The sequence below is a fragment of the Microbacterium thalassium genome (assembly GCF_014208045.1).
Classification (GTDB): domain Bacteria; phylum Actinomycetota; class Actinomycetes; order Actinomycetales; family Microbacteriaceae; genus Microbacterium; species Microbacterium thalassium.
The window spans coordinates 576,593-600,908 of sequence record NZ_JACHML010000001.1 but is presented as its reverse complement, the minus strand read 5'-3'; the positions used below and the strand labels follow the sequence as shown (position 1 = coordinate 600,908).

Here is a 24,316-nt window from a genome sequence, read left to right as displayed (position 1 = left end):
TGCGTTCGGGTCACATGAAAGGTGGTTCGCATCGTAACCCGCGACGGCGTGCGGGTCCAAGGCGACCGTCGAAAGGCGGGGTGTCAGTCGGTGCCGGCGTCGAAGGCGGATGCTTCGTTCACGGCATCCGTCGCCTCAGCGAGCTCCTCGCGCTCGGCGCTGTACTCCACGGCGTGCTCGGTGATCTCGTCGGCCGCGCCCTGCTCGAGCGAGCCCACGAGCTCGCCGGTGGCGCCGCCGATGATGCCGCGCGACGCGTAGAACTCCAGGCTCGAGCGGGAGTCGGCGATGTCGAGGTTGCGCATGGTCAGCTGGCCGATGCGGTCGGTGGGGCCGAAGGCGGCGTCGCCCACCCGCTCCATCGACAGCTTCTCGGGCGCGTACGACAGGCGCGGGGCGGTCGTGTCGAGGATCGTGTAGTCCTCGCCGCGGCGCAGGCGCAGCGAGACGGTGCCCGAGATGGTCGATCCGACCCACTTCTGGATGGACTCGCGCAGCATGAGCGACTGCGGCTCGAGCCAGCGGCCCTCGTACATGAGGCGTCCGAGGCGGCGGCCCTGCTCGTGGTACGTCGCGAGGGTGTCCTCGTTGAGGATGCCGTTGACGAGGCGCTCGTAGGCGATGAACAGCAGCGCCATGCCGGGCGCTTCGTAGATGCCGCGCGACTTCGCCTCGATGATGCGGTTCTCGATCTGGTCGCTCATGCCGAGGCCATGGCGGCCGCCGATACGGTTGGCCTCGAAGACGAGCTGCACCGGGTCGGTGTACTCCACGCCGTTCAGCGCGACGGGCCGGCCGTCCGCGAACGTCACCGTGACGTCCTCGGTCTCGATCTCGACGGCGGGATCCCAGAAGCGCACGCCCATGATCGGCTCCACGACTTCGAGCGAGACGTCGAGGTGCTCGAGCGTCTTCGCCTCGTGCGTGGCGCCCCAGATGTTCGCGTCGGTCGAATAGGCCTTCTCCGCCGAGTCGCGGTAGGGGAAGCCGTGCTCGACGAGCCACTCGCTCATCTCCTGACGTCCGCCGAGCTCCGAGACGAACCCGGCGTCGAGCCAGGGCTTGTAGATGCGCAGCGCGGGGTTGGCGAGCAGTCCGTAGCGGTAGAACCGCTCGATGTCGTTGCCCTTGTAGGTCGACCCGTCGCCCCAGATGTCGACGCCGTCCTCCTTCATGGCGCGCACCAGCAGCGTGCCGGTGACGGCGCGGCCGATGGGCGTGGTGTTGAAGTAGGTGCGGCCGCCCGAGCGGATGTGGAAGGCGCCGCACGCGAGCGCGCCGAAGCCCTCTTCGACGAGCGCGGTCTTGCAGTCGATCAGGCGCGAGACCTCGGCGCCGTACTCGAGGGCGCGGCCCGGGATCGACTCGATGTCGTCCTCGTCGGGCTGCCCGAGGTCGCCCGTGTACGTGCAGGGGATCGCGCCCTTGTCGCGCATCCACGCGACGGCCACGGAGGTGTCGAGACCTCCCGAGAAGGCGATGCCGACGCGCTCGCCGACGGGCAGGGACTCAAGCACCTTGGACATGGGTCACAATTCTACCGAGCGCGCGCCCGCCGCCCGGCACGGTGACGCACTCAGGCCGCGGTCGCGTCGACGGCGGCCGCCGCACCGGCGCGCCGCAGCGCGCGCCGGTGCCGGAACCGGCCGATCGCGATGATGAGCGACCCGATGACGACGAAGGCGACGGTGATGCCGCCGATGTAGAGCATCACCGAGCCGTATCCGCCGTCGCCGTGGGGGTCGAGGAACGGATACGGGTACCACCACGGCGCGCTGCCGTCGGGATTCGCGACCAGCTCGCCGCGCACCATCGTGTAGATCGTCCACACCAGCGGATACCCGACCAGCACGGTGAGCGACCACCACGGCAGTCCGCGACGCCGAGGCGCGAAGAGCAGGTCGATGACGAGGAACAGCGGCAGCACGACGTGCAGCACCTCGATCGCGTACCTGTCGCAGGCGAAGATGAACGGCGGATCGGTGAGGGCCGCCTCGGAGGGGAGTCCGCGCAGCAGGAGGTTGTAGACCGCGCCGACGAGCAGCGTCGGCGCTGTCACGACCGCCATGCTGAGCGCGATGGCGAAGGGCTCGGGCGAGGTGCCCGGATGCCGGAGCGACCAGACCGCCGCGACGATGAGGACGATCACCACGAGGAGCGTCGTGAAGATCGTGAGGAAGCTGAGGTAGTTCGCCAGGACCGCGCCGAGGTCCTCGCCGAATCGCCGTGCCCGCGCGACATTGACGATCAGTCCAGCGATGAAGCCCGACGCGGCGGCGACGGCGCCGGCGATCCGCACCCAGGCCCAGAGCATGCGCTCAGTGTGGGGCATCCGCGCATCCGGCGGAAGGGGCGCGCTCGCGGGACCAACGGCATTCCGCGTCGGCGCGGACCGGAGGACAGTGGGTGGCATGAGCATTCACGTCAACGTCGACAACTTCGTCCGGGCCGAGACCGACCGCATGTTCGCCGGGATGGCCGCCGTCGCCGGCGGGGTGGGCGTCTTCGGCCATCACCGCGCACCGACGCCGATCGACCAGCAGACCGTCATCCGCATGAATCGCGACACGCTGTACAGCTTCGCGCTGATCGACGTGTCCCAGGGCGCGACCGTCACGCTTCCCGATGCCGGGGATCGGTATCTCTCGGCGATGGTCGTCAACCAGGACCACTACGTCATGGCCATCCATCACGCGGCGGGCGACTTCTCGCTCACGGCCGAGAACTGCGGCTCCGACTACGCGCTCGTCGCGGTGCGCATCCTCGTCGATCCGCTGGATCCCGCCGACCTCGACGCCGTCGCCGCTCTGCAGGACGGGCTGCGCGTCGCGGCGGGGGCGTCGCGCCCCTTCGTCATGCCCGACTACGACACCGCGAGCATGGACGCCACGCGCGAGGCGCTGCTGGCGCTCGCCGCGGGCATGAGCGACTACGAGCGCGCGTTCGGGACGCCCCACGAGGTCGACCCGGTGCGGCACCTGGTCGGCACCGCGTCGGGATGGGGCGGCCTGCCGAACTCCGAGGCGATCTACTCGGCCATCAACCCCGGCCTCGAACCGGGGGAGTACACGCTGGTGATGCGGGATGTCCCCGTCGACGCGTTCTGGTCCGTGTCCGTCTACGACGCAGGGGGCTTCTTCGCCGAGAACCCCGCGGGGCGCTACACGGTCAACAGCGTGACCGGCATCCCGGACGCCGACGGCGCGGTGACGGTCCGGTTCACCGCCGACCGCGAGACGACGGCACCGAACGCGATCCCGGTGCCCGAGGGATGGAACGCCGTCGTGCGCTTCTACCGTCCGAGGGGGGCGCTGGCCGACGGCTCCTGGACGCTGCCGGCGATCGAGCCGGTCGGCTGAGCCCCGCGACGGCGTCCGACCCCGACCACGGCCCACGCCACGATCGCGATCGCGGCCGCGATCCCGACGACGTACACCGCGACGCCGGCGTATCCGTCCTGCACATTCGGGTCCAGGAACGGGTACGGGTACCACCATCCGGCATTCGTCACCGGGTTCACCGTGAGGGGACCGCGCACCAGCGTGTAACCGACCCACACGATCGGGAAGACCACGACGGCGCCGATCGTGCCCCAGCCGAGTGCCCGCCGGCGCGGGCCGAGCAGCACATCCAGGAGCAGCACGGCCGGGCCGACCACGTGGAGGATCTCGTTCGACCACGGCACCGTCGTGCCCTGGGGAAGTTCGATGTGCCGCAGCAGGGTGTTGTAGACGATGCCGGTGACGATCATGTAGGTCGAGACGCACGCGAGCGCCACCGCGATCGCCGTGGGCTCGACCCGGATGCGGTCGGCACCGGGACCCGTTCCCCTCGTCCACAGCCAGACCGCCGCCCACGCGAGGACGATCGCCGACGAGACGTTGGAGAGGATCGTGAAGAAGCTGAAGAAGTTGACGATGGTCGTGCCGACGTCGCGGCCGTCGTCGATCGCGCCGCCGATCGTCACCTGCGCCTGCGCGATCACCGCGGCGGCGATCAGCCCCGCCGTCAGCAGCCGGACGATGGACCAGGTCTGCTCCCACCAGGGCGTGCGCGTCATGTCGGCCACACTATCGGCGGGCTCGCGGGCGCCGCCCCGATAGGATCGGGTGTAACCGTCCGACAACGGGGGAGTGGGCCATGCCAGGCATCGTGATCGTCGGCGTCCAGTGGGGCGATGAGGGCAAGGGCAAGGCGACAGACCTGCTCGGGGACCGCACCGACTGGGTCGTGAAGTTCAACGGCGGCAACAACGCCGGACACACCGTGGTGATCGGCGACGAGAAGTACGCCCTGCACCTGCTGCCCAGCGGCATCCTGTCGCCGGGGGTCCACCCGGTCATCGGCAACGGCGTCGTGGTCGACCTCGAGGTGCTCTTCAACGAGCTGAAGGCGCTGAACGCCCGCGGACTCGACACCTCGCGCCTGCGCATCAGCGCCAACGCGCACATCATCACGCACTACCACCGGACACTCGACAAGGTCAGCGAGCGTTTCCTCGGCAAGCGCCAGATCGGCACGACCGGCCGCGGCATCGGCCCGGCCTATGCCGACAAGATCAACCGCGTCGGCATCCGCGTCCAGGACCTCTTCGACGAGAACATCCTGCGCCAGAAGGTCGAGGGCGCCCTCGACCAGAAGAACCACCTGCTCGTGAAGGTCTTCAACCGCCGGGCGATCACGGTCGACGAGATCGTCGACGACCTGCTGTCATACACCGAGCGCCTCCGGCCGATGGTCGCCGACACGTCGCTGCTGCTGAACGAGGCGCTCGACGCCGGTGACGTCGTCGTGTTCGAGGGCGGCCAGGCCACGATGCTCGACGTCGACCACGGCACCTACCCGTTCGTCACGTCCTCGTCGGCGACCGCCGGCGGCGCCGCGACCGGGTCGGGCGTCGGCCCCAAGCGTCTCGACCGCATCGTGGGCATCGTCAAGGCGTACACGACGCGCGTGGGCTCGGGACCGTTCCCGACCGAGCTGTTCGACGAGCAGGGCGACTGGCTGCGCTCGCGCGGCTTCGAGTTCGGCACCACCACCGGCCGCCCGCGGCGGGTCGGCTGGTACGACGCCCCGATCACGCGGTACGCCACCCGCATCAACGGCATCACCGACCTCGTGCTCACCAAGCTCGACATCCTCACCGGCCTCGACGAGATCCCGGTGTGCGTCGCGTACGACGTCGACGGCACGCGCTTCGACGAGGTCCCGGTCAACCAGTCGGACTTCCACCACGCCACGCCGATCCTCGAGTACCTGCCCGGCTGGAAGGAGGACATCTCGACCGCCCGCACGTTCGAGGAGCTCCCGAAGGCGGCTCAGGACTACGTCCTCGCGCTCGAGGCGATGAGCGGCACGCGCATCTCGGTCATCGGCGTCGGCCCGGCGCGCGACGCCGTGATCGTGCGCCACGACCTGATCGACTGACGTGCGCTTCTGGATCGGCGGCTACACCGCCGACATGGACGGTCACGCCTCGGGGATCGGGATGCTGCGCGCCGGCGACGCCGACTCCCCGCTCGCCGGCGGACAGCTCGCGTACACCGACTCCGTCGCCGATGCGGCCTCGCCGTCATGGCTCGCCGCGCACCCGACGCTCGACGTCGTCTACGCGGCGCTCGAGGGCGAGGGGGCCGTGCAGGCGTTCCGGCGCACCGGCGAGGACTCCTTCGCGCGGCTCGGCGACGCCGTGCCCGCCGGCGACCTGACCTGCCACATCGCGGTGGCGCCCGACGGCGGCTCGCTGCTGGCCAGCTGCTGGGGGGACGGACGGCTCGTGCGCATGGCGCTGGATGCCGCGGGTCGCCCCGCGCGGCCGTCGATCGCGCCGGTCACCGTCGACCCGTACGGGGCGGATGCCGCCCCGGGCACGCCCGACGCCGATCCCGATCTCGCCGCGGCGGCTCGGGCGCTCCGCGAGGCGGCCGGCGACGAATACGCGCACCTCGTGCCCGACCACGACCTCCCCGACGATGTGCAGACGGATGCCGCGCCCGGCGAGGGCGCCGAACGCCCGTCGCGCGCTCACCAGGCCCGCTACCTCGACGGAGGGCTGGTGGCCACGACCGACATGGGCCGCGACGTCGTGCGGATCTGGCGGGCGCGGCCCGAGGGGCTGAGGCTCGTGCAGAGCGTCGCCCTGCCGAAGGGCTGCGGCCCGCGCCACACCGTATGGCACCCCAGCGGTCACCTGTACGTGATCGGCGAGCTGTCGTGCGAGGTGTTCGCGCTCGCCGCGGATCGCGAGGGCGCGTGGCGCGTCGTCGCGGGGACGCCTCTCGGGGCCGGAACGCTGCCGGGTGACGGCGCCGCGGAACTCGCTTCGTCGCGCGACGGCGGGTTCCTGTACGCCGGCGTGCGGGGGAGCAACACGATCGCGACGCTGCGGGTGCGCGGCGACGGCTCGCGTCTCGAGCCCGTCGCGCTCGCCGAGGCGGGCGTGGACTGGCCGCGCCACCACATCGTCGTCCGCGACACGCTTCTGGTGGGCGGTCAGCTGTCGGACGAGATCGCCTCGCTCGCGCTCGATGCGCGCACGGGCGCGCCGGGCCGCGTGCGGCATCGGGTGACGGCCGGGAGCCCGACCTGCCTTCTGCCGGCCCGCGACTGAGGGCCGGTCAGACCTTCGCGTCCTGCTTGGGTATCCACACCTGCTTGATGATGAGCAGGATCGAGGCGGTCACGGGCACCGCGACGAGCGCGCCCAGCAGTCCGAGCAGGGTTCCGCCGACCAGTGCGCCGATCACCACAAGCGAGCCGGGAACCGAGACCGCCTTGTTCATGACCCGCGGCGTGAGCACGTATGCCTCGATCTGCATGTAGATGAGATAGGCGATTGCGAACACCAGTGCGGCCACCGGATTGAGGAACAGCGCGACGGTCGAGCCGATGATCCAGAACAGCACGGGTCCCACGAGGGGGATGATCGTGATGCAGAACGACGTGACCGCCATCAGCGCAGCGAACTGAAGGCCGAGCAGCAGGTACATGATGAACGTGAACGTGGCGTTGAAGAACGCGAGCATCACCATTCCGACGAGGTAGCCGCCGATCGAGTCGGTGATCTGCTCGGTGAGGTCGGCGAACTTGGGGCGGCTGTGCGCGGGCGCCAGCTGGTACATCGCCTGCTTCATCGACCCCAGCGACGCCAGGAAGTACAGGCTGAGGACGATGACGATGATGCCGCCCGAGATAGCCGTCCCGATGCCGGCGACGACCTGCAGCACGCCGCCACCGACGCTGGCGATGTTGCCGGGATCCGAGATGAACTTCTCGATCTCGCTCGTGAGCGTCTCGATCGGATCGCCCCACATCGACGTCAGCCACCCGTAAACGTCTGTCTGCTGGAAATCGCTGACGATCGTCGGGATGTCCTTGACGAACTGGGCGATCTGCGAGATCACCGTCGGGATGATCAGCAGCAGGACGCCGGCGAGCACGATCGCGAACGCGGAGTACACGATGACGATCGACCACGAGCGGGCGACCTTGCGCCGTTCGAGCATGCGAACAGCCGGGTCGAGGCCGAGAGCCACGAACAGCGCCAGCGCGATGTAGATGATGATCGTCGACAGGCTCCCCACCGCGAGGCCGAGGACGAGCGCGACGAGGCCGCCGAGGGTGAGGGTGAAGCCGACCGCGAACGGGTTGTTCAGGTTCGCCCATCGTTCCAAGGATGCCCGCAGGCCGGACGTCGGGACGCTCGGAGGCGCGGCGCTCTCGGCCGAGGACGGAGCGGTCGGGTTCGCGTCGGTCATGGTCACACTCTAGGGGTGACGTAACGCTGCGTACTATGCCGATTCGCCGTGTCGCGGGCGAGGTATCGTCGTGGCCAGGAGGGTGCCATGAACGAAGATCCCACGACGACGCTGATGCGCTTGCGCGGCAGCATCGACAACATCGACGCCGCGCTCATCCACCTTCTGGCCGAGCGCTTCAAGGCGACCAAGCAGGTCGGTCAGCTCAAGGCCGAGCACGGCATGCCGCCGTCGGACCCCGCCCGCGAGGAGCAGCAGGTCGCGCGTCTGCGTCGCCTCGCCGAGGAGGCGGACCTCGATCCCGCCTTCGCCGAGAAGTGGTTCAACTTCGTGGTGGCCGAGGTCATCCGCCACCACACCGCCGCCGCCGACGCCCGCTGACGTCGACGGCGGGCGGCTGCGTCAGACGGTCGCGCGGCGCAGCGTCAGGAACGAGACGCCGCCGAGCACCACCACGAGGACCAGGCCCCACAGGCCGAGCCCCAGCGCGCCCAGCTCCGCGAACCACGCGAAGACGTCGGCCCACGCGTTCAGGCGCGCGATCACGAACAGGGCGGCGACCAGGAGAGCGCCGAGGCCCACCAGCAGCAGCGTCAGCGCGAGCGACCCGAAGCGCCGGTACACCGTGGCGATCCAGAACCCCACGATGAAGAACGTCAGCGTCAGGGCGAAGAAGAACAGCCCGGCGGCGGCCGGTCCCGCCTCCCACACCCACGGCAGCAGGAAGAAGTAGCCTTGCATGCCCCAGCCGGCGGTCGCCTCCTCGAGGAAGCCGCCGACGACGAACACCGCGGCCAGGATCGCCGAGGTGAGCATCGCGGTGAGGATCGTGCCGAGGAAGAACTCCCGGCGCGTGACGCTCATCGCCTGCGAGAACGGGAAGGTCAGGGCGAGGGCCTGGATGCCGACGACGCCGAAGTACCACAGCGGCGCCTGGGCGCCCCCGCCGTAGTAGGGGCCGGGGATGCCCGACGACGCGATGATCGCGTAGACCGCGAGCGTCATCGTGAGGGATCCGAACAGGATGATCACCGGGATCCACACGAAGGCGGCGCGGTTGACCAGCTGCATGCGGATGACGTTGAGGATGCGGGTCATCGGAGTGCTCCTTCGGACGCGGCGCGGTCCTCCGCGCCGTGGGCGTGCTGCGTCTTGCGCACGATGAGCTGCTGAAGAGACACCGGGCCGATGTCGAGGCCGGCGGCGTCGAGCTCCGCGCGATCCTCGGCCGTGAGCCGCCCGATGACCGTCACGGACGCGACGCGGCCGAGGGTCTCTCGGTGGATCACCTCGCGTCCCGCGGTGAAGGCGTCGACGGCGACGGCGTCGCCCACGATGGTCGCGGCCTGCTCGCGGACGGCATCCGTCTCCTCGTCCAGGATGATGCGGCCCCGGTCGATGACGAGGACGCGCTCGATGAGACTCGCGACCTCGTCGATCAGGTGGCTGGACAGGATGATCGTCCGCGGGTGCTCGGAGTAGTCCTCGAGCAGCCGGTCGTAGAAGATCTGACGTGCGACGGCGTCGAGGCCCAGATACGGCTCGTCGAAGAACGTGATCTCGGCGCGCGACGCGAGGCCGATGATGACGGCGACCGCCGAGGTCTGACCCAGCGACAGCTTCTTGATCCGACGGTTCAGCGGCAGCTGGAAGTCCTCGACGAGGCGCTCGGCGAGGTCCTGGTCCCAGTTGGGGAAGAACAGCCGGGCGGTCGCGAGGGCGTGCTTGGCGGTGGCGTCGTCGGGATACTTCTGGCTCTCGCGCATGAAGCACATGCGCGAGAGCACGTGGGCGTTCTCGTACGGGTGCTGGCCGAACACGCGGATCTCGCCGGCCGTGGCGAAGTTCTGGGCCGTGAGGATCGACATGAGCGTGGTCTTGCCGGCGCCGTTGCGGCCGAGCAGGCCGTAGATCGTGTCCTTCTCGATGGCGAGGTCCACGTCGTCGACGGCGATCGTGTCGCCGTAGCGCTTCGTGAGGTGCGACACCTCGATGACGGCGGTCATCGCTGGGTCCTTTCGGTCGGGGTGGTCGAAACAGGGTCGGATGCCGCGGCCGCGCCGATCAGCGCGGCGACGTCGTCCGGAGTCAGGCCGAGCTTGCGGGCCTCGGCGAGCAGCGGGGCGAGGAAGCGATCGGTGAAGGCGGCGCGGCGCTCGGCCAGCAGCCGCTCGCGGGCGCCGGGGGAGACGAACATCCCGACGCCGCGTCGCTTGTAGAGGACGCCCTTGTCGACGAGCATGTTCACTCCCTTCGCCGCGGTGGCGGGATTGATGCGGTGGAAGGCGGCCAGCTCGTTGGTCGAGGGCGCGCGCTCCTCTTCGCCGAGGGTCCCCTCGACGATCGCGTCCTCGACCGCCTCGGCGATCTGGACGAAGATCGCGCGTCCTTCGTCGACCATGCGCATTCCTCACTGGTTCATTAGTTGACTAACTAACCATGCAACAGTTACGCAGATGTTGTCAACCTCGTTCTGCCGCACCAGGATGCCCGCGCGTGCGCGATAGCACAGCGAGCGACGTTTCGCCCGTTTGCGGCCTCGGAGCAACGTGGATACCGTCGAAGCGGGCCACAGCGCCCACTGACGACCAGTCCGCGGCTGCGGAGCGCACGACATTCCCCGGGGGGATTCGCGCGACGCGAGGCGTATGGTCGGCGGTCTTGACGGGCTCCCGATGTGTCCCGCCGGAGTGTCGCCGGTTTTGAGAACCTGCTGCCGACGCCGATGATCCCGACCCGGACGAAACCGATGCAGAGCGTGGTTCGCCGCGCCGCCGAGGTGAGAACGTGACCGTCGAAGTCGCTCTTGAAGCGCGAAATCTCTACAAGATCTTCGGAAAGAACCCCCAGGACGTCGTCCGCCGTCTCGAGGCGGGCGAGAGCCGCAGCGATGTCGCGGACGCCGGAACGGCCGCCGTCATCGACGCGAGCTTCACCGTCAACAAGGGCGAGATCTTCGTGATCATGGGCCTGTCCGGCTCGGGCAAGTCCACCATCATCCGCATGCTCAACGGCCTGAACCCGCCGACCGAGGGCGATGTCGTCGTCCAGGGCAACAGCATCGGCGAGGCGTCGCCGAAGGAGCTGCGCGAGATCCGTCAGCGCCACGTCTCGATGGTGTTCCAGCACTTCGCGCTGCTGCCGCACCTCTCGGTGCTCGACAACGCCGCCTACGGCCTCGAGATCCAGGGCGTCGGCAAGGAGGAGCGCCGGGCGCGCGCGCAGGAGATCCTCGAGAAGGTCGGTCTCGGCGACCGCTCGTCGGCGATGCCCCATGAGCTGTCGGGCGGCATGCAGCAGCGCGTGGGTCTCGCGCGTGCGCTGACCGCGGGCACCGACATCATGCTGATGGACGAGGCCTTCTCGGCCCTCGACCCGCTGATCCGCCGCGAGATGCAGGAGCAGCTGATCACCCTGCAGCAGGAGCTCGGCCGCACGATCGTGTTCATCACGCACGACCTGAACGAGGCGATGTTCCTCGGCGACCGCATTGCGGTCATGCGCGACGGCCGCATCGTGCAGAACGGCACGCCGGAGGAGATCCTCACCGACCCGGCGAACGACTACGTGGCGCAGTTCGTCCAGGACGTCGACCGTGCGCGCGTGCTCACGGCCGCATCCGTCATGGAGCAGCCCACCGCGGTCTCCACGCTCCACGCCGGCGTGCGCGGCGCCCTCAAGGTCATGCGCGACCGTCAGGCCAGCTCGGTGTCGATCGTCGAGAACCTCAAGTTCGTCGGCGCGGTCACCGATCGATCGGTCATCCGCGCCGTCAAGGAGGGCCGAACCGACCTGCGCAGCCTCATCGAGAACGTGCAGCCGACCGTGCACCCCGACGACCCGCTCACCGAGGTCGTCGACCGCTCCGTCGAGTCCCACGTGCCGGTCGCCGTCGTCGACAGCACCGACCGCCTCGTCGGCGTGATCCCCCGCGTGACGCTCCTCGCGGCGCTGGGCAACGTCGCGCCCGAGACCCGCTCGATCCCGATCGTCGACACCGTGCCCGCGGCGTCGGCGCAGGAGCTCGACCTGACCCTGGCCGCCGTCGGCGGCGGGGAGGCCGCCGTGCCGGCTGAGGCCGCGACGGAAGGAGGCGTGTGATGGAGAACTTCCGCATTCCCCTCGGTGACTGGGTCGAGGCGTTCGTCGACTTCCTCGGCGACGTCTTCGGATGGCTGTTCGACGCGATCGCCACCGTGCTCGGCGTCGTCTACGACGGGCTGGCCTGGCTGCTCGTCACGCCGCCGTTCTGGGTGATCATCATCGTGATCGCCGCCGTCGCGTACTGGGTGAAGGGCTGGAAGCTGGCCCTCGGAACCGCGCTCGGCCTGCTGCTCATCGTCCTGCTCGACCAGTGGGAGACGGCGATGGACACCCTGGCGCTCGTGCTGGTGGCCTCTGCGATCGCGACGGCGATCAGCATCCCGGTCGGCATCTGGGCGGCCCGCAACGACCACGTGTCGCGCGCGGTGCGCCCGGTCCTCGACTTCCTGCAGACGATGCCGGCATTCGTCTACCTCATCCCCGCCATCATCTTCTTCGGCGTGGGTGCGGTCCCCGGCATGATCGCGACCATCCTGTTCGCCCTCGCCCCGGGCGTCCGGCTCACCGAGCTCGGCATCCGCGGTGTGGACACCGAGGTCGTCGAGGCCGGCAACGCGTTCGGCGCGACGCCGGGCCGCATCCTCCGCCAGATCCAGCTGCCGCTGGCCCTGCCCAGCATCATGGCCGGTGTCAACCAGGTCATCATGCTCAGCCTGTCGATGGTCGTCATCGCCGGCATGGTCGGCGCCGGCGGACTCGGCGGCGAGATCGTGCGCGCGATCGGCCGCATCGACGTCGGCCTCGGGTTCGAGGCGGGCATCTCGGTGGTCATCCTCGCGATGATCCTCGACCGCATCACGTCGGCGCTGGCGAATCCGGATCGCAGGCGCGGCGTCGGCAAGCCCGTCCGCGGTTCGAGCACCTCGAGCGAGACGGCTCAGCCGCTTCCGGCGGCGACGGCCTGACAACACGCGCGGATGCCGACGCATCCGCCCACACAGACCAGGCGGGTCCATCAGCCCGCCGGAGACGCGCGAGACACGCGCGTCTGACAGACAACGACCGATCCGCGGACAGCAACGCGGATGGAGAGGACGTCATCATGATGACCAAGAGAAAGAACCTCGTCGCCGGCATCGCCCTCGCCGGCGCGGCAGCCCTGGCCCTCACGGGCTGCGCGAGCACCACCGACTCGGGCGCGTCCGACTCGGGCGAGAGCACCGGCGGCGCCGACCGCGCCATCGAGCTCGCCGTCTTCAACGGCTGGGACGAGGGCATCGCCGCGTCCTACCTGTGGCAGGCGATCCTCGAGGACAAGGGCTACGACGTCGAGCTGACGTACGCCGACGTCGCACCGGTCTACGCCGGCCTCGCGGGCGGCGACTTCGACCTCGTGCTCGACACGTGGCTGCCGATCACCCACTCCGACTACATGGAGCAGTACGGTGACGACGTCGTGGACCTCGGCGCCTGGAACGACGAGGCCAAGCTCACCATCGCGGTGAACGAGGACGCCCCGATCGACTCGCTCGACGAGCTCGCCGCCGCGGCGGACGACTTCAACAACGAGATCGTCGGCATCGAGCCCGGCTCGGGCCTCATGCGCATCACCGGCGAGGAGGTCGTCCCCGGTTACGGTCTGGACGACATGACCCTCATCGAGTCGTCGACGCCGGCCATGCTGGCCGAGCTCACCAGCGCCACCGACGCCGGCGAGAACATCGTCGTCACCCTGTGGCGTCCGCACTGGGCGTACAACGCCTTCCCGATCAAGGACCTCGAGGACCCGCAGGGTCTGCTGGGCGACGCCGAGGGCATCCACACGGTGACCGCTTCGTCCTTCGCCGAGGACTTCCCCGAGGTCAACGAGTGGCTCTCGAACTGGGCGATGGACAGCGAGCTGCTGTACTCGCTCGAGGACGCCATGTTCAACCAGTACGACGGTGACGACTACCTCCCCGTCGTGCAGGACTGGATCGCCGAGAACCAGGAGTTCGTCGACGGTCTGACCTCCTGATCCCAGGAGCTCTCAGGGAGCGGGCGGCCTTCGGGCCGTCCGCTCCTGTCCGTTCCGGGGGTCGGGCTCTGCGGGCAGCTCGAGCGCGACCTTCTGCTCGAGCACCTCGATGGCGTCGTCCGACAGGGCGAGCAGCCCGTCGAGCTCGTCCCGCACGCGGCGGTACGCGAGCTGGCGCTCGGCGGGGGTCGCCGCCTGGTCGACCGCGACCGTGAGCAGCTGCTTCGCGGTGTCGAGGCGCTTGCGCTCGCTCGCGGTGAACCCGGAGTCGCGCACGCGGCGCGCCTCGCGCTCGGCGACGTCGAACGCGACCTCGTAGTCGGTTACCGACGTCCGGTACTCGCGGAGCTGCTCGGGCGAGAGCTTCCCGGTCGCCGACGCCGGACGCAGGCGGTCGGCCTCCTTCTTCGCGCGCAGGAACGCCGCCGTGAGGGGCTGCCGGCCGTCGCTCATGGCCGGGAACGCGATCATCTTCGCCACGTCCAGCTCGTACTCGAGCCACCGGCGGGTGACGTCGTCGTGGGCGGCGAAGAGTCGCTCCAGCTGCGCGTGCTGGGGATCGGCGGGAGCCGGCGGGTCCGAGGACGCGACCTCCGGGGCACCGGGCCCGGTGCGAGCGCGACCATTCGCCGCGGCCTTCGCCGCCGAGACCTCGCCCTTGGCCTTGATGATCTCGAGGCGCCGGCGATGGCGCCGCCGGGCGCTGCGCTCCCACGCGTTGCCGACGGACGCGAGCACGCCCATGAGCGGGAACACGAGCCACCAGTAGTGCCCGAGGAACTCCAGGAACGGCTCCACGTCGGGCCTCTCAGCCGTCCGAACGCGGCGAGCGACTCGGCACGGGCCAGGTCGGCGGCTCCGACCGGGACTCGGCCGGGCGCGACTGGCCGGCCGGACCGGGGGGAGCCTTCGGCGCCGGGCGCTGCGCACGCTCTCCGGATCCGGAGGGCGCCGATGCCGCCCGCGAGCGGTTCGCGAGGGCGTCGGCCGCGGCCTCGGCCGCCTGGGCGATGGCTTCGGCCGACAGCGACACCACCTGCTGGGCCACGGTCGCCCACGGCGCGACCTGATCGCGCTCGGGAGCCGGGGGGACGGCTCCGCTGGCGCGCGCCTCGCGCCACGCGTCCTGCTCGGCGGCGGCGAACGAGGTCTCGACGGCCGCGACCGCGTCGCGGTAGCGCAGGAACTGCTCGGGCGTCATGCGCGTGCGGGCAGACTCCGGCCGCAGCTCGAGGGCCTGCTGCTGCATCGTGAGGAACGTGCCCGTCAGCGGATGCCGCGCGTCGCTCATCTGCGGGAACGCGATGCGCTTGGCGACGTCGGTCTCGTACTCCATCCACCGTGCCGTGACGGAATCGTGGCGTCGGAGGAGCCGCGCCACGGGCAGTTCGGTCTCGCCGGTCGCGGCGTGCAGGTGCGCGCGGGCCGACTTGACGCCGCTGCGCTTCGCGCGCAGCGTCAGCGTCGCGGTGCGGTGCTCGGCCTTGGCCGCCTGCAGCTCGCCGCGCGCCTGCGCGACCGACGGCAGGCCGGGCACGACGACGCCGGGCTGCGTCTGCGCCGCCTGGAGCCGGGCCTTGGCCTCGCGCTCATGGGCGCGGGCGGCGATGAGGGCGTTGTAGGCGGTGCCGACCTCCTGGCGCGCGGCGTCCAGTTCGAGGCGCCGGGCGCGCCGCCGCGGGGCCGAGATCACTCCGTAGCCCACGGCACCGAGGCCGATGGCGGTCGGGCCGACCCACCACCAGGCGCCGAGGAGCTCGAGCCACGGGTCCACGTGGCCATCTTAACCGCCGGGCCGGGCGCGCGCCCGTCTCAGCCGAAGAGCAGGGCGAACACCGTCGCGCCGCCGCCGACGAGGATGAGCGCCACGATGACCACCCACGCCACGACCTTGATGCGGCGCTGACGTGCGTCGCTGTAGACGCCGTAGTCTTCGTCGTCCGTCATCGGTTCCCCTCCTGAAGTGTCTGCGCGCCGGTCACGACGTGGGCTCGGCCACGGTGGGGCCGAAGGCCGCCGGGAGCGTCGCGGTCGACAGCCCCGACAGCTCGGGCGCCGTCACCGTGAACAGTCCCTGCACCTCGAGTGCGGCCGGGCTGCCGTCGCGCGGCACGTCGGTCACGCCGATGCGCAGCACCGGATAGCCGCGGCCTTCGCACAGCCCGCGGAACTTCACGTCGTCTTCGCGCGGCACCGAGACGATGACGCGGCCGGTCGACTCCGAGAACAGCGCCATCGCCGCATCCACGCCGTCGCGCTCCATGATCTCGTCGAGCCATACGCGCGCGCCGACGCCGAAGCGCATGACGCCCTCGGCGAGGGCCTGTGCGAGGCCGCCCGACGACAGGTCGTGGGCGCTCGAGACGAGGCCCTGCTGGCCGGCCGCGTGCAGCAGATCGCCCAGGCGCCGCTCGCCGGCGAGGTCCACGCGCGGCGGGCGTCCGCCGAGGTGACCGTGGATCGTGGCGGCCCACTGCGAGCCGCTGAGCTCGTTGGCGGTGACGCCGAGCAGGTAGATGTTCTCGCCCGGGTCCTGCCAGCCGCTCGGGATGCGGCGGGCGACGTCGTCGATGATGCCCATGACGCCGACGACCGGGGTCGGGAAGATGGGCTGGTCGCCGGTCTGGTTGTAGAACGACACGTTGCCGCCCGTGACCGGGATCCCGATCTCGAGGCATCCGTCCGACAGGCCCTCGACGGCCTGCGAGAACTGCCACATGACCTCGGGGTTCTCGGGGCTGCCGAAGTTCAGGCAGTCGGTGACCGCTGCCGGGGCGGCGCCGGTCACGGCGACGTTGCGGTAGGCCTCGGCGAGGGCGAGCTTGGCGCCCTCGTACGGGTCGAGCTGGCAGAAGCGGCCGTTGCAGTCGGTGGCGATGGCGAAGCCGAGGCCGGAGTTCTCGTCGACGCGGATCATGCCGGCGTCGTCGGGGAACGACAGCGCGGTGTTGCCCATGACGTAGTAGTCGTACTGGTTGGTCACCCACGACGTATCGGCGAGATTGGGGCTCGAGACCAGCTGCGTGAACTGCTCGCGCAGGGTCTCGCCGTCGCAGGGGCGGGGGAGGGCCTGCGCCGAGTCGTCGCGCAGCGCGTCGATCCACGTCGGGTAGGCGACCGGGCGCTCGTACACCGGGCCGTCGACGGCGACGGTGGACGGGTCGACGTTGACGATCTCCTCGCCGTGCCAGAAGATCTGCAGGCGGCCGTCGCCGGTCACCTCGCCGAGCACGCTCGTCTCGACCTCCCACTTGGCGACGACCTCGAGGAAGCGGTCGAGCTTCTCGGGGGCGACGATCGCCATCATGCGCTCCTGGCTCTCGCTCATGAGGATCTCCTCGGGCGTGAGCGTGGGGTCGCGCAGCAGCACGTTCTCGAGGTCGACGCGCATGCCCGAGCCGCCGTTGGCGGCCAGCTCGCTCGTCGCGCACGAGATGCCGGCGGCGCCGAGGTCCTGGATGGCCTCGACCAGGTCGTTCTTGTAGAGCTCCTGGCAGCACTCGATGAGCACCTTCTCGGCGAACGGGTCGCCGACCTGCACCGCGGGGCGCTTGGTCGGGCCGCCGTCGGCGAACGTGTCCGAGGCGAGGATCGAGGCGCCGCCGATGCCGTCGCCGCCGGTGCGGGCGCCGAAGAGGACGACCTTGTTGCCGGCGCCCGAGGCGTTGGCGAGCTTGAGGTCCTCGTGGCGGAGGACGCCGACCGCGAGGGCGTTGACGAGCGGGTTGCCCTGGTACACCGGGTCGAACACGGTCTCGCCGCCGATGTTGGGCAGGCCCAGGCAGTTGCCGTAGAACGAGATGCCGCTGACGACGCCGTGGACCACGCGCGCGGTGTCGGGGTGGTCGATGGCGCCGAAGCGCAGCTGGTCCATGACGGCCACGGGGCGCGCGCCCATCGAGATGATGTCGCGGACGATGCCGCCGACGCCGGTCGCGGCGCCCTGGAACGGCTCGATGTAGCTGGGGTGGTTGTGGGACTCGACCTTGAAGGTCACCGCCCAGCCCTCGCCGATGTCGACGACGCCGGCGTTCTGGCCCATGCCGACCATGAGGCGCTCGCGCATCTCGTCGGAGACCTTCTGGCCGAACTGGCGCAGGTAGATCTTGCTCGACTTGTAGGAGCAGTGCTCGCTCCACATCACCGAGTACATGGCCAGCTCGCCCGACGTGGGGCGGCGGCCGAGCAGCGACCGGATCTCGGCGTACTCCTCGGGCTTGAGGCCGAGGGCCGCGTACGGCTGCTCCCGCTCGGGGGTGGCGGCGGCGTTGTCGACGGTGTCGGCGGCGGGTCGCGCGGCCGCGGTGGTGTCGAGGGATGTCATGCGCGGCTGAGCTCCAGGATTTCTGCGGATGCCGGACGCTTCAGTCTATCCGGGCGGCGGACCGGTCCCCCAGAGGATCGGGGTCGCCGTCCGCGCCGGGGAGCACGCTGTGGCCCGCGCCGAGCTTCGGGGGCGTGTACGTGCAGGTGTCGCCCGCGCACATCGTCGGCTTCTCCTTCGCGAAGCGGCGCGACAGCTCGCACCCGACGCAGATCCCGAACGCGGCCTCGACGAACAGCAGCAGCAGGCAGCTCGCGCAGATCGTCTGCGCGATGACGGCGGGAAGACCCAGCCACCCGAGCGTGAAGCATCCGAGCAGGGCCATGCCGAGCCCGAGGCTCCAGGCGAACTGCTTCGACCGAGCTTCGACCCATTCGGGGCGCTGCGGGCGCGTGATGAGCGTGCCGAGGATGAGGGTCGGCGTGTACCGCGTGCCGACGAACAGGCGCAGCATCATCTCGACGGCGAAGAGGATGCCGAAGCCCTTCATGGGCTGCAGGTCGCCCGTGCTCACGCCCCACATCCAGGCCGCGAACCCGAGCAGGAAGAGGATGCCGGCCGAGGCGCGAACCGCGCGCTCGTTCACGACCGGGACGTCGATGCCCTCGACCCACTCGCCGATGACGGGGCGGACGGTGCGGTCTGCGGTGGCGTCGCTCATGAGAAGCGATCATACCCCAGGGGGTATTGAGAGAAGGCCGGGAGCCCGACGGCGCTCTCTACGATGATCGGGTGGACTTCTCCTTCGCATTCACGCCCGACCTGATCGCCGTCTTCCTCACACTGTTCGTGCTCGAGGTGGTCCTGGGCGTCGACAACGTCATCTTCATCTCGATCCTCGCCTCCAAGCTCCCGCAGGAGCAGCAGGCGAAGGCGCGCAACCTCGGCCTGACGCTGGCGATGCTGATGCGCGTGATCCTGGTGCTGTTCGCCGGATGGATCATCACGCTGAAGGAGGACATCTTCGTCCTGTGGGGGATGGGCTTCTCGTGGAAGGACCTCATCCTCATCGCGGGTGGCCTCTTCCTCGTCTACAAGGCGGTGACCGAGATCCATCACAAACTCGAGGGCGCCGAAGAGGAGCACGGCGCCGGCGGGACGAAGGCGATCACGTTCGGCGCCGTGATCGCGCAGATCCTGCTGCTCGACATCGTGTTCTCGCTCGACTCGGTGATCACGGCGGTCGGCATGACCGAGAACCTGCTGGTGATCATCACCGTCGTGGTGCTGTCGTTCGGGATCATGCTGTTCGCGGCGCGCTTCATCTTCGCGTTCGTCAACAACCACCCGACGGTGAAGATGCTGGCGCTGTCGTTCCTGCTGCTGATCGGCGTCTTCCTCGTCGCCGAGGGCTTCGGCTTCCACATCGACAAGGCGTTCATCTACGGGCCGATGGCCTTCGCGATCTTCGTCGAGGCGCTGAATCTGTGGGCCGCCTCGCGCAAGGCCAAGCGCGAGCAGAAGCGCCGCAGCGCCGTGAGGCTGCGCCCGCAGTACCCCGACGTCGACGAGTCTGTGGCGGTCTCGGCCGCGCTGTCGAAGGCGCCCGGGTCGGGGTCGGTCGGGCTGTCGCGCCGCCCGGTCGCCGGCGACGCCGACGAGCCGGCGGAGCGGTCGGGCCTCGGCTGACCCCGGGTCAGCCCGCGTCGGCGATGGCCGCCTCGAGGCGCGTCAGGTCGGTGCCGTCCTCGCGCACCTCGAAGAAGGCGCCGTCGACGGCGACGCTCGGCACGTACTGCAGCGCCTCGCCGGTGCCGGGGATCTCGCGCCCCAGCCAGTAGTCGTTCGCGGCGCGGGCGAGGTCGATGTACTCGTCGCCGGTGAGGGCGGTGCTGAGATCGGCGGTCACGCCCGCCTCGGCCGCGTAGGTGAGCAGCTCTTCGTCGGAGGGGGCGCCGGTCTCGTCGACCTGGTTCTCCTGGATGAGCGCATAGAGGGCGGGGACGGCATCCGTCTCGCCGGCGTCGGCCGCAGCGAACAGCAGCGCGGCCGAGCGCGTCGAGTAATCGGTGGTGTCGCCGCGCTTCTCGCTGACGTAGGTCATGGGGTGCAGCTCCAGCGTGATCTCGCCGGCGTCGACCGCCGCGGCGAGGGTGTCGCCGACCTCGGCGTCGAGGATCATGCAGTGGGGGCAGGCGGCGTCGCCGAACACCACGACCGTCACCGGGCCGTCGCCGACGCGGATGCCGTCCGCGATGAGGGGCGAGCCCGCGGCATCCGTCGTCGCCGCGTCGGTGGCGGGTGCGGACGTGCAGGCGGCGAGCAGGGGGATGGTCGCGAGGGCGGTCGCGCCGAAGGCGGCGAGGCGCCGATGTGCTGTGCGCATGGACGCGATCCTACACGTGTGGTCTGACCATAGACCGTGCGTTCGCCGCACCGCTTGCGGCGAACCGCGACGTCGCTCCCGGGCTGGCCGGTGCGACGGGGGCAGGATGATCGCATGCTGACGGTGCGCGTCACGGCGACACGAGAGGTCGCCGAGCGCGTGCGCGCCGTGCTCGAGGCCGAGCCGACCGTGAGCGACCTCGTCGTCGTCTCGGCTGAGGCGTCGGGCGCGACGCGCGACATCGTCTTCTTCGAGCTCGCGCGCGAGAACGCCAACCGCGTGATGCAGCAGCTGCGCCACGTCGGCGTCCCCCTCGCCGGGGCGATCGTCGTCACCGAGCCGCTGACCGTGATCTCGGATGCCGCCGCCACCGCCGAGCGCCTCGCGCCCGGGCATCCGGCCGACGGCGTCGTGTGGGCGCAGCTGTCGGACCGGACGCAGGAGGACGCCCGTCCGTCGTGGGTGTTCTTCGTGTTCCTGCTGCTGGCCACCCTCATCGCCGGCGTCGGCCGCATCCTCGATCAGCCGATCCTCGTCATCGGCGCGATGGTCGTGGGACCCGAGTTCGCCCCCATCGCGGCCCTCTGCTACGCGATCGTGCGGGGCAAGCGGACGCTCGTCGGCGAGGCGCTCGCGACGCTGGTGTCGGGCTTCGCCGCGGCGGTCGCGATCGCGTGGGCGGTGTGGGCGGTCGCGTACGCCGCCGGGTGGATCACGTTCACGGCGGCGACCACCGGGCCGCGGACCTCCTTCATCATCGAACCCTCGGGGTGGTCTTTCGTCATCGCGCTGCTCGCGGGCGTCGCGGGGGTGCTGTCGATGACGACCGAGAAGTCCTCGGCCCTGGTCGGCGTCTTCATCTCGATCACCACTGTCCCCGCCGCCGGAACGCTCGCCCTGACGGCCGCCGTCGGCGCGTGGGACGAAGCGCTCGCCTCGATCGTGCAGCTCGGCGTCAACGTGCTGGGGCTCGTGATCGCGGGCACCGCGACCCTCGCGGTGCAGCTGCACGTGAGCAGGCCGATCCGCCGGCGCCTGGCGACGCGGCGGGGGAGCCTGCCGAGGCTGCGTCGATGACCGCGGGGACGAAGGTCCTTGCCGCGCCCGCGCGTGAGCGCGTACGCTCCTGGCCGTTGCCGTCGGTGGCGCCCGCCCCCCTGAGCGCGCCACTCGGCGAACGACGCACCCGAAGGGAACCCCTCGTCCCATGACCTCGGCGATCACCACCACGGCGCTGACCAAGCGCTACGGCTCGCACACGGCGATCCGCGAACTCGACATGGCGGTCGAACGCGGCTCGGTGTTCGGGCTGATCGGCCCCAACGGAGCCGGCAAGACGACGACGCTGCGCCTGCTCCTCGACATCATCCGGCCGACCTCCGGGTCGATGACGGTGCTCGGCGTCGATCCGCGCGCCGGGGGAGCGGACCTGCGCCGGCGCATCGGCTTCATCCCCGGCGAACTGCGGCTCGAGGGGCGCGTCAAGGGCGGCGCGCTGCTGCGCCACCTCGCCGAGATCAGCGGCCCGGTCGCGCCCGGCGCGATCGAGGAGCTGGCAGAGCGCATCTCGCTCGACCTCACCCGCCCCGTGCGGACCCTGTCGAAGGGCAACAAGCAGAAGCTGGGCCTCGTGCAGGCGTTCATGCACAAGCCCGAGCTGCTCGTGCTCGACGAGCCGACGAGCGGTCTGGACCCGCTCATCCAGCGCGAGTTCCTGGTGATGCTGCGCGAGGCCCGCGAGGCGGGGCAGACCGTGCTGCTGAGCTCGCACGTGCTGAGCGAGGTGCAGCAGGCCGCCGACGATGTCGCCGTGCTCGCCGACGGCAAGATCGTCGCGCGCGGCGACGTGGCGTCGCTGCGCATCGCGAGCGTCCGCCGCATCCGCGCGACGGTCGCGGGGGCGGATGCCGACACTCTCCGCACCGCGCTCGCCGCAGTGCCGGAGGTCGAGGATCTCGACGTCGCGGACTCGCCGGGAGCCGCCGACCTCGTGCGGGTGTCGGCGACGGCGCACAACGGCATCGACGCGGTCGTCCGGGCGCTCACGCTCGGCGAGATCCGCGACCTCACGGTGGAGGAGCCCGACCTCGAGGAGTCGGTCCTCGATCTGTACGCCCGGACGGAGGGGGCATCATGACCGCGGTCGCCGCATCCGCCCCCCGCATCTCCGCCGCGCCGCTGCCGATCATGCGCCGCGCGCTGTTCGACGGCTGGCGGGGCCTGGTCGGCTGGATCATCGGCATCGCGGCCGTCGTGAGCGTGTACGTGCCGCTGTTCCCGACGATGGCGTCGCCCGAGCTCGCCGGCATGCTCGACTCGCTGCCGCCCGAGCTGGTGAACACGCTCAACTACGGCGACATCACGTCGGGCGCGGGCTACGTGCAGGCGACGTTCTTCGGCCTGACCGGCTTCGCGCTGCTGAGCATCGCGTGCATCGGGTGGGGCTCGTCGCTGACCGGCGGCGCCGAGGAGTCCGGTCGCCTCGAGCTGACGCTCGGCCACGGCGTCGGTCGCGTGCAGTACGCGCTCGAGACCGCGGGCGTGCTGCTCGTGCGCGTCATCGTGATCGGCGCGGTCGGCTACGGCATGGTGTGGCTGTACGACGCCCCCGCCGAGCTCGAGCTGGACGCCGGGAACCTGCTGGCGGCGACCGTCGCGTGGATGGGCCTCGGGATGCTGACCGCGGCCGCGTCGTTCGTGGTCGGCACCTCGACCGGTCGCCGGGCGTGGGCGGTCGGCGCGGGCTCGGGCCTCGCGATCGTCGGGTTCGTCATGCAGGCCGTCGCGAACAACAGCGAGGACCTCGACTGGCTGCACCGCTTCTCGCCGTTCGACTGGGCCTACTACCAGGACCCACTCGTCGACGGCTGGGACTGGGGCGGCCTCGGCCTGCTGTGGGGCGGCTCGGCGCTGCTGATCGCCATCGGCACCTTCGCGCTGTCGCGGAGGGACATCCTGGGCTGAGGCGCGGGAGCGCCGGCCCGCGCGCTCGTTTGTCGGGCCCATCTGCTCGCGGGGTCCGGGCGGGCTATACGCGCACCTTGGCCCATAGGGACGATGCTGCGGGTGCGGGTGCAGCCGTTCGTACGATGAGCGAACCGGCTTCGGTCAGCCGTAGTCTGGTCCGCATTTTCGTATTACGATGTCGCCATGGGTGACGAGGAGACGATCAACGGCGTTCCGGTGACGGAAGAGCAGATCGCGGCGTGGGCCGAGGAGGCTGAAGCCGGCTTCGACGTCCAGGCTCTCAAGCGGCGTGGACGCGGACGTCCCGGCCGCGGGGCTGAGCCCGCGCAGGTGGTCGCGCTCCGGCTCACGTCCGAGGAGCTTGCCGCTCTCGATGCTCGCGCCGCGCGCGAGCACAAGACCCGCTCAGAGCTCATTCGCGAAGCGATCGCTGCGTACGCGGCGTGAAGGTCCACGACTCTGCGCTCAAGCACGGCATCGCACCCGAGGACATCGTCCAGGCGGCGTCGTGGCCGCTGTGGATCGACGACCTCGACGACGACTCGCCCGCGCGCCAACTCCGGCTCGGGTTCGATGGGCAAGGACGGCTGCTTGAGCTGCTGGTGCTGGTCTTCGACAGCGGAAACGAGCTCGTGATCCACGCCATGAAGGCCAGACCTCAGATGCTCGACCTCCTGCCGTAGGCGACTGAGCCACAGCGAACGCTCACGGGGCGCAATGCGCACGGCGTGGGTCTCGACGCCGCAGGATGTCCCGAGGGCCGGCGAACGCACGCGGTTTCACGCCGGGATGCGTTCGCACGCCGACCGACATGCGGGCAACGACCTCGCGAGCCTCCGGCCCCATCCTGATTTCGAACCACCGGCACGCGTCGCGCTGGT

26 protein-coding genes are annotated in these 24,316 nt (G+C 70.4%); 13 read left to right on the top strand and 13 right to left on the bottom strand.

The window, feature by feature from the left end:
* Window positions 1-83: 83 nt before the first annotated feature.
* Together argG and HD594_RS02790 are read right to left on the bottom strand one after the other, a co-directional pair.
* A complete protein-coding gene (argG, locus tag HD594_RS02795; protein WP_184749515.1) occupies window positions 84-1,526 on the bottom strand; it encodes an argininosuccinate synthase in 1,443 nt (480 codons plus the stop codon).
* A 50-nt stretch (window positions 1,527-1,576) separates the two neighbouring features.
* Window positions 1,577-2,314, bottom strand: a complete 738-nt coding sequence (locus tag HD594_RS02790) for a Pr6Pr family membrane protein (RefSeq protein WP_184749514.1) — start codon at window positions 2,312-2,314, stop codon at window positions 1,577-1,579.
* A gap of 97 nt (window positions 2,315-2,411) precedes the next feature.
* Here HD594_RS02790 and HD594_RS02785 point away from each other — a divergent pair, with 97 nt between their 5' ends.
* Window positions 2,412-3,359, top strand: a complete 948-nt coding sequence (locus HD594_RS02785; RefSeq protein WP_184749513.1) for a DUF1214 domain-containing protein — start codon at window positions 2,412-2,414, stop codon at window positions 3,357-3,359.
* On the opposite strand, the gene HD594_RS02780 is transcribed toward HD594_RS02785, so the two are convergent.
* Complete coding sequence (locus HD594_RS02780; protein WP_184749512.1) at window positions 3,293-4,060, bottom strand: Pr6Pr family membrane protein; 768 nt, start codon at window positions 4,058-4,060, stop codon at window positions 3,293-3,295. The genes HD594_RS02785 and HD594_RS02780 overlap by 67 nt on opposite strands.
* An 80-nt stretch (window positions 4,061-4,140) precedes the next feature.
* On the opposite strand from HD594_RS02780, the gene HD594_RS02775 reads away from it, so the two are divergent.
* A complete protein-coding gene (locus HD594_RS02775) occupies window positions 4,141-5,427 on the top strand; it encodes an adenylosuccinate synthase (protein WP_184749510.1) in 1,287 nt (428 codons plus the stop codon).
* 1 nt (window position 5,428) lies between these two features.
* Complete coding sequence (locus tag HD594_RS02770; protein ID WP_184749508.1) at window positions 5,429-6,610, top strand: lactonase family protein; 1,182 nt, start codon at window positions 5,429-5,431, stop codon at window positions 6,608-6,610.
* A 7-nt stretch (window positions 6,611-6,617) separates the two neighbouring features.
* On the opposite strand, the gene HD594_RS02765 is transcribed toward HD594_RS02770, so the two are convergent.
* Complete coding sequence (locus HD594_RS02765; protein WP_184749506.1) at window positions 6,618-7,757, bottom strand: AI-2E family transporter; 1,140 nt, start codon at window positions 7,755-7,757, stop codon at window positions 6,618-6,620.
* An 87-nt stretch (window positions 7,758-7,844) separates the two neighbouring features.
* Here HD594_RS02765 and HD594_RS02760 point away from each other — a divergent pair, with 87 nt between their 5' ends.
* Window positions 7,845-8,138, top strand: coding sequence for a chorismate mutase (locus tag HD594_RS02760; RefSeq protein WP_184749504.1), 294 nt, complete (start codon window positions 7,845-7,847; stop codon window positions 8,136-8,138).
* Window positions 8,139-8,159: 21 nt separating this feature from the next.
* Here the strand turns inward: HD594_RS02760 and HD594_RS02755 are convergent, their stop codons facing one another.
* Genes HD594_RS02755 through HD594_RS02745 form a run of 3 tightly spaced genes read right to left on the bottom strand, consistent with a single transcriptional unit; the run spans window position 8,160 to window position 10,158 of the window.
* Entirely contained in the window at window positions 8,160-8,855 is a 696-nt protein-coding gene (locus tag HD594_RS02755) for a hypothetical protein (protein ID WP_184749502.1), read from the bottom strand.
* Complete coding sequence (locus HD594_RS02750) at window positions 8,852-9,763, bottom strand: ABC transporter ATP-binding protein (RefSeq protein WP_184749501.1); 912 nt, start codon at window positions 9,761-9,763, stop codon at window positions 8,852-8,854. The genes HD594_RS02755 and HD594_RS02750 overlap by 4 nt, the downstream gene beginning before the upstream one ends.
* The gene (locus HD594_RS02745; RefSeq protein ID WP_184749499.1) at window positions 9,760-10,158 is read right to left on the bottom strand and encodes a GntR family transcriptional regulator; all 399 of its coding nucleotides are present in this window, start codon (window positions 10,156-10,158) and stop codon (window positions 9,760-9,762) included. The genes HD594_RS02750 and HD594_RS02745 overlap by 4 nt, the downstream gene beginning before the upstream one ends.
* Window positions 10,159-10,544: 386 nt before the next feature.
* Here HD594_RS02745 and HD594_RS02740 point away from each other — a divergent pair, with 386 nt between their 5' ends.
* The 3 genes from HD594_RS02740 to HD594_RS02730 all read left to right on the top strand — a co-directional run bounded on the left by HD594_RS02740 (window position 10,545) and on the right by HD594_RS02730 (window position 13,818).
* Window positions 10,545-11,858, top strand: coding sequence for a quaternary amine ABC transporter ATP-binding protein (locus tag HD594_RS02740; protein ID WP_184749496.1), 1,314 nt, complete (start codon window positions 10,545-10,547; stop codon window positions 11,856-11,858).
* Window positions 11,858-12,766 carry an ABC transporter permease gene (locus HD594_RS02735; protein WP_184749494.1) on the top strand — a complete coding sequence of 303 codons (909 nt, stop codon included), beginning with the start codon at window positions 11,858-11,860 and terminating at the stop codon, window positions 12,764-12,766. Before HD594_RS02740 ends, HD594_RS02735 begins: the two co-directional genes overlap by 1 nt.
* Before the next feature lie 137 nt (window positions 12,767-12,903).
* Window positions 12,904-13,818 carry a glycine betaine ABC transporter substrate-binding protein gene (locus HD594_RS02730; RefSeq protein WP_184749493.1) on the top strand — a complete coding sequence of 305 codons (915 nt, stop codon included), beginning with the start codon at window positions 12,904-12,906 and terminating at the stop codon, window positions 13,816-13,818.
* A 12-nt stretch (window positions 13,819-13,830) separates the two neighbouring features.
* Here the strand turns inward: HD594_RS02730 and HD594_RS02725 are convergent, their stop codons facing one another.
* Genes HD594_RS02725 through HD594_RS02710 form a run of 5 tightly spaced genes read right to left on the bottom strand, consistent with a single transcriptional unit; the run spans window position 13,831 to window position 18,803 of the window.
* The gene (locus HD594_RS02725; protein ID WP_184749491.1) at window positions 13,831-14,616 is read right to left on the bottom strand and encodes a hypothetical protein; all 786 of its coding nucleotides are present in this window, start codon (window positions 14,614-14,616) and stop codon (window positions 13,831-13,833) included.
* 10 nt (window positions 14,617-14,626) lie between these two features.
* Entirely contained in the window at window positions 14,627-15,592 is a 966-nt protein-coding gene (locus HD594_RS02720) for a hypothetical protein (protein WP_184749489.1), read from the bottom strand.
* A gap of 38 nt (window positions 15,593-15,630) precedes the next feature.
* Window positions 15,631-15,765: a hypothetical protein gene (locus HD594_RS17625; RefSeq protein ID WP_271171280.1), complete on the bottom strand. Its 135-nt coding sequence runs from the start codon at window positions 15,763-15,765 to the stop codon at window positions 15,631-15,633.
* Between the two features lie 31 nt (window positions 15,766-15,796).
* Window positions 15,797-18,142 (bottom strand): phosphoribosylformylglycinamidine synthase subunit PurL, encoded by a 2,346-nt coding sequence (purL, locus tag HD594_RS02715; RefSeq protein WP_184749487.1) that lies wholly within the window; start codon window positions 18,140-18,142, stop codon window positions 15,797-15,799.
* Between the two features lie 40 nt (window positions 18,143-18,182).
* Complete coding sequence (locus HD594_RS02710; RefSeq protein WP_184749486.1) at window positions 18,183-18,803, bottom strand: DUF4395 domain-containing protein; 621 nt, start codon at window positions 18,801-18,803, stop codon at window positions 18,183-18,185.
* A gap of 71 nt (window positions 18,804-18,874) precedes the next feature.
* Between HD594_RS02710 and HD594_RS02705 the strand changes: the two genes are divergently transcribed.
* The gene (locus HD594_RS02705; protein WP_184749484.1) at window positions 18,875-19,771 is read left to right on the top strand and encodes a TerC family protein; all 897 of its coding nucleotides are present in this window, start codon (window positions 18,875-18,877) and stop codon (window positions 19,769-19,771) included.
* 7 nt (window positions 19,772-19,778) lie between these two features.
* Here the strand turns inward: HD594_RS02705 and HD594_RS02700 are convergent, their stop codons facing one another.
* A complete protein-coding gene (locus HD594_RS02700) occupies window positions 19,779-20,468 on the bottom strand; it encodes a DsbA family protein (protein ID WP_184749482.1) in 690 nt (229 codons plus the stop codon).
* Between the two features lie 114 nt (window positions 20,469-20,582).
* Between HD594_RS02700 and HD594_RS02695 the strand changes: the two genes are divergently transcribed.
* The 5 genes from HD594_RS02695 to HD594_RS02675 all read left to right on the top strand — a co-directional run bounded on the left by HD594_RS02695 (window position 20,583) and on the right by HD594_RS02675 (window position 24,118).
* Complete coding sequence (locus HD594_RS02695; protein ID WP_184749480.1) at window positions 20,583-21,545, top strand: DUF389 domain-containing protein; 963 nt, start codon at window positions 20,583-20,585, stop codon at window positions 21,543-21,545.
* A gap of 130 nt (window positions 21,546-21,675) precedes the next feature.
* On the top strand, window positions 21,676-22,605 hold the full coding sequence (locus tag HD594_RS02690; RefSeq protein WP_184749478.1) for an ABC transporter ATP-binding protein: 930 nt from the start codon (window positions 21,676-21,678) through the stop codon (window positions 22,603-22,605).
* Window positions 22,602-23,432 (top strand): ABC transporter permease subunit, encoded by an 831-nt coding sequence (locus HD594_RS02685; RefSeq protein ID WP_221446536.1) that lies wholly within the window; start codon window positions 22,602-22,604, stop codon window positions 23,430-23,432. Before HD594_RS02690 ends, HD594_RS02685 begins: the two co-directional genes overlap by 4 nt.
* A gap of 186 nt (window positions 23,433-23,618) precedes the next feature.
* Window positions 23,619-23,882: a ribbon-helix-helix protein, CopG family gene (locus HD594_RS02680; RefSeq protein ID WP_184749476.1), complete on the top strand. Its 264-nt coding sequence runs from the start codon at window positions 23,619-23,621 to the stop codon at window positions 23,880-23,882.
* Window positions 23,879-24,118, top strand: a complete 240-nt coding sequence (locus tag HD594_RS02675; protein ID WP_184749475.1) for a toxin — start codon at window positions 23,879-23,881, stop codon at window positions 24,116-24,118. Before HD594_RS02680 ends, HD594_RS02675 begins: the two co-directional genes overlap by 4 nt.
* Window positions 24,119-24,316: the final 198 nt, after the last annotated feature.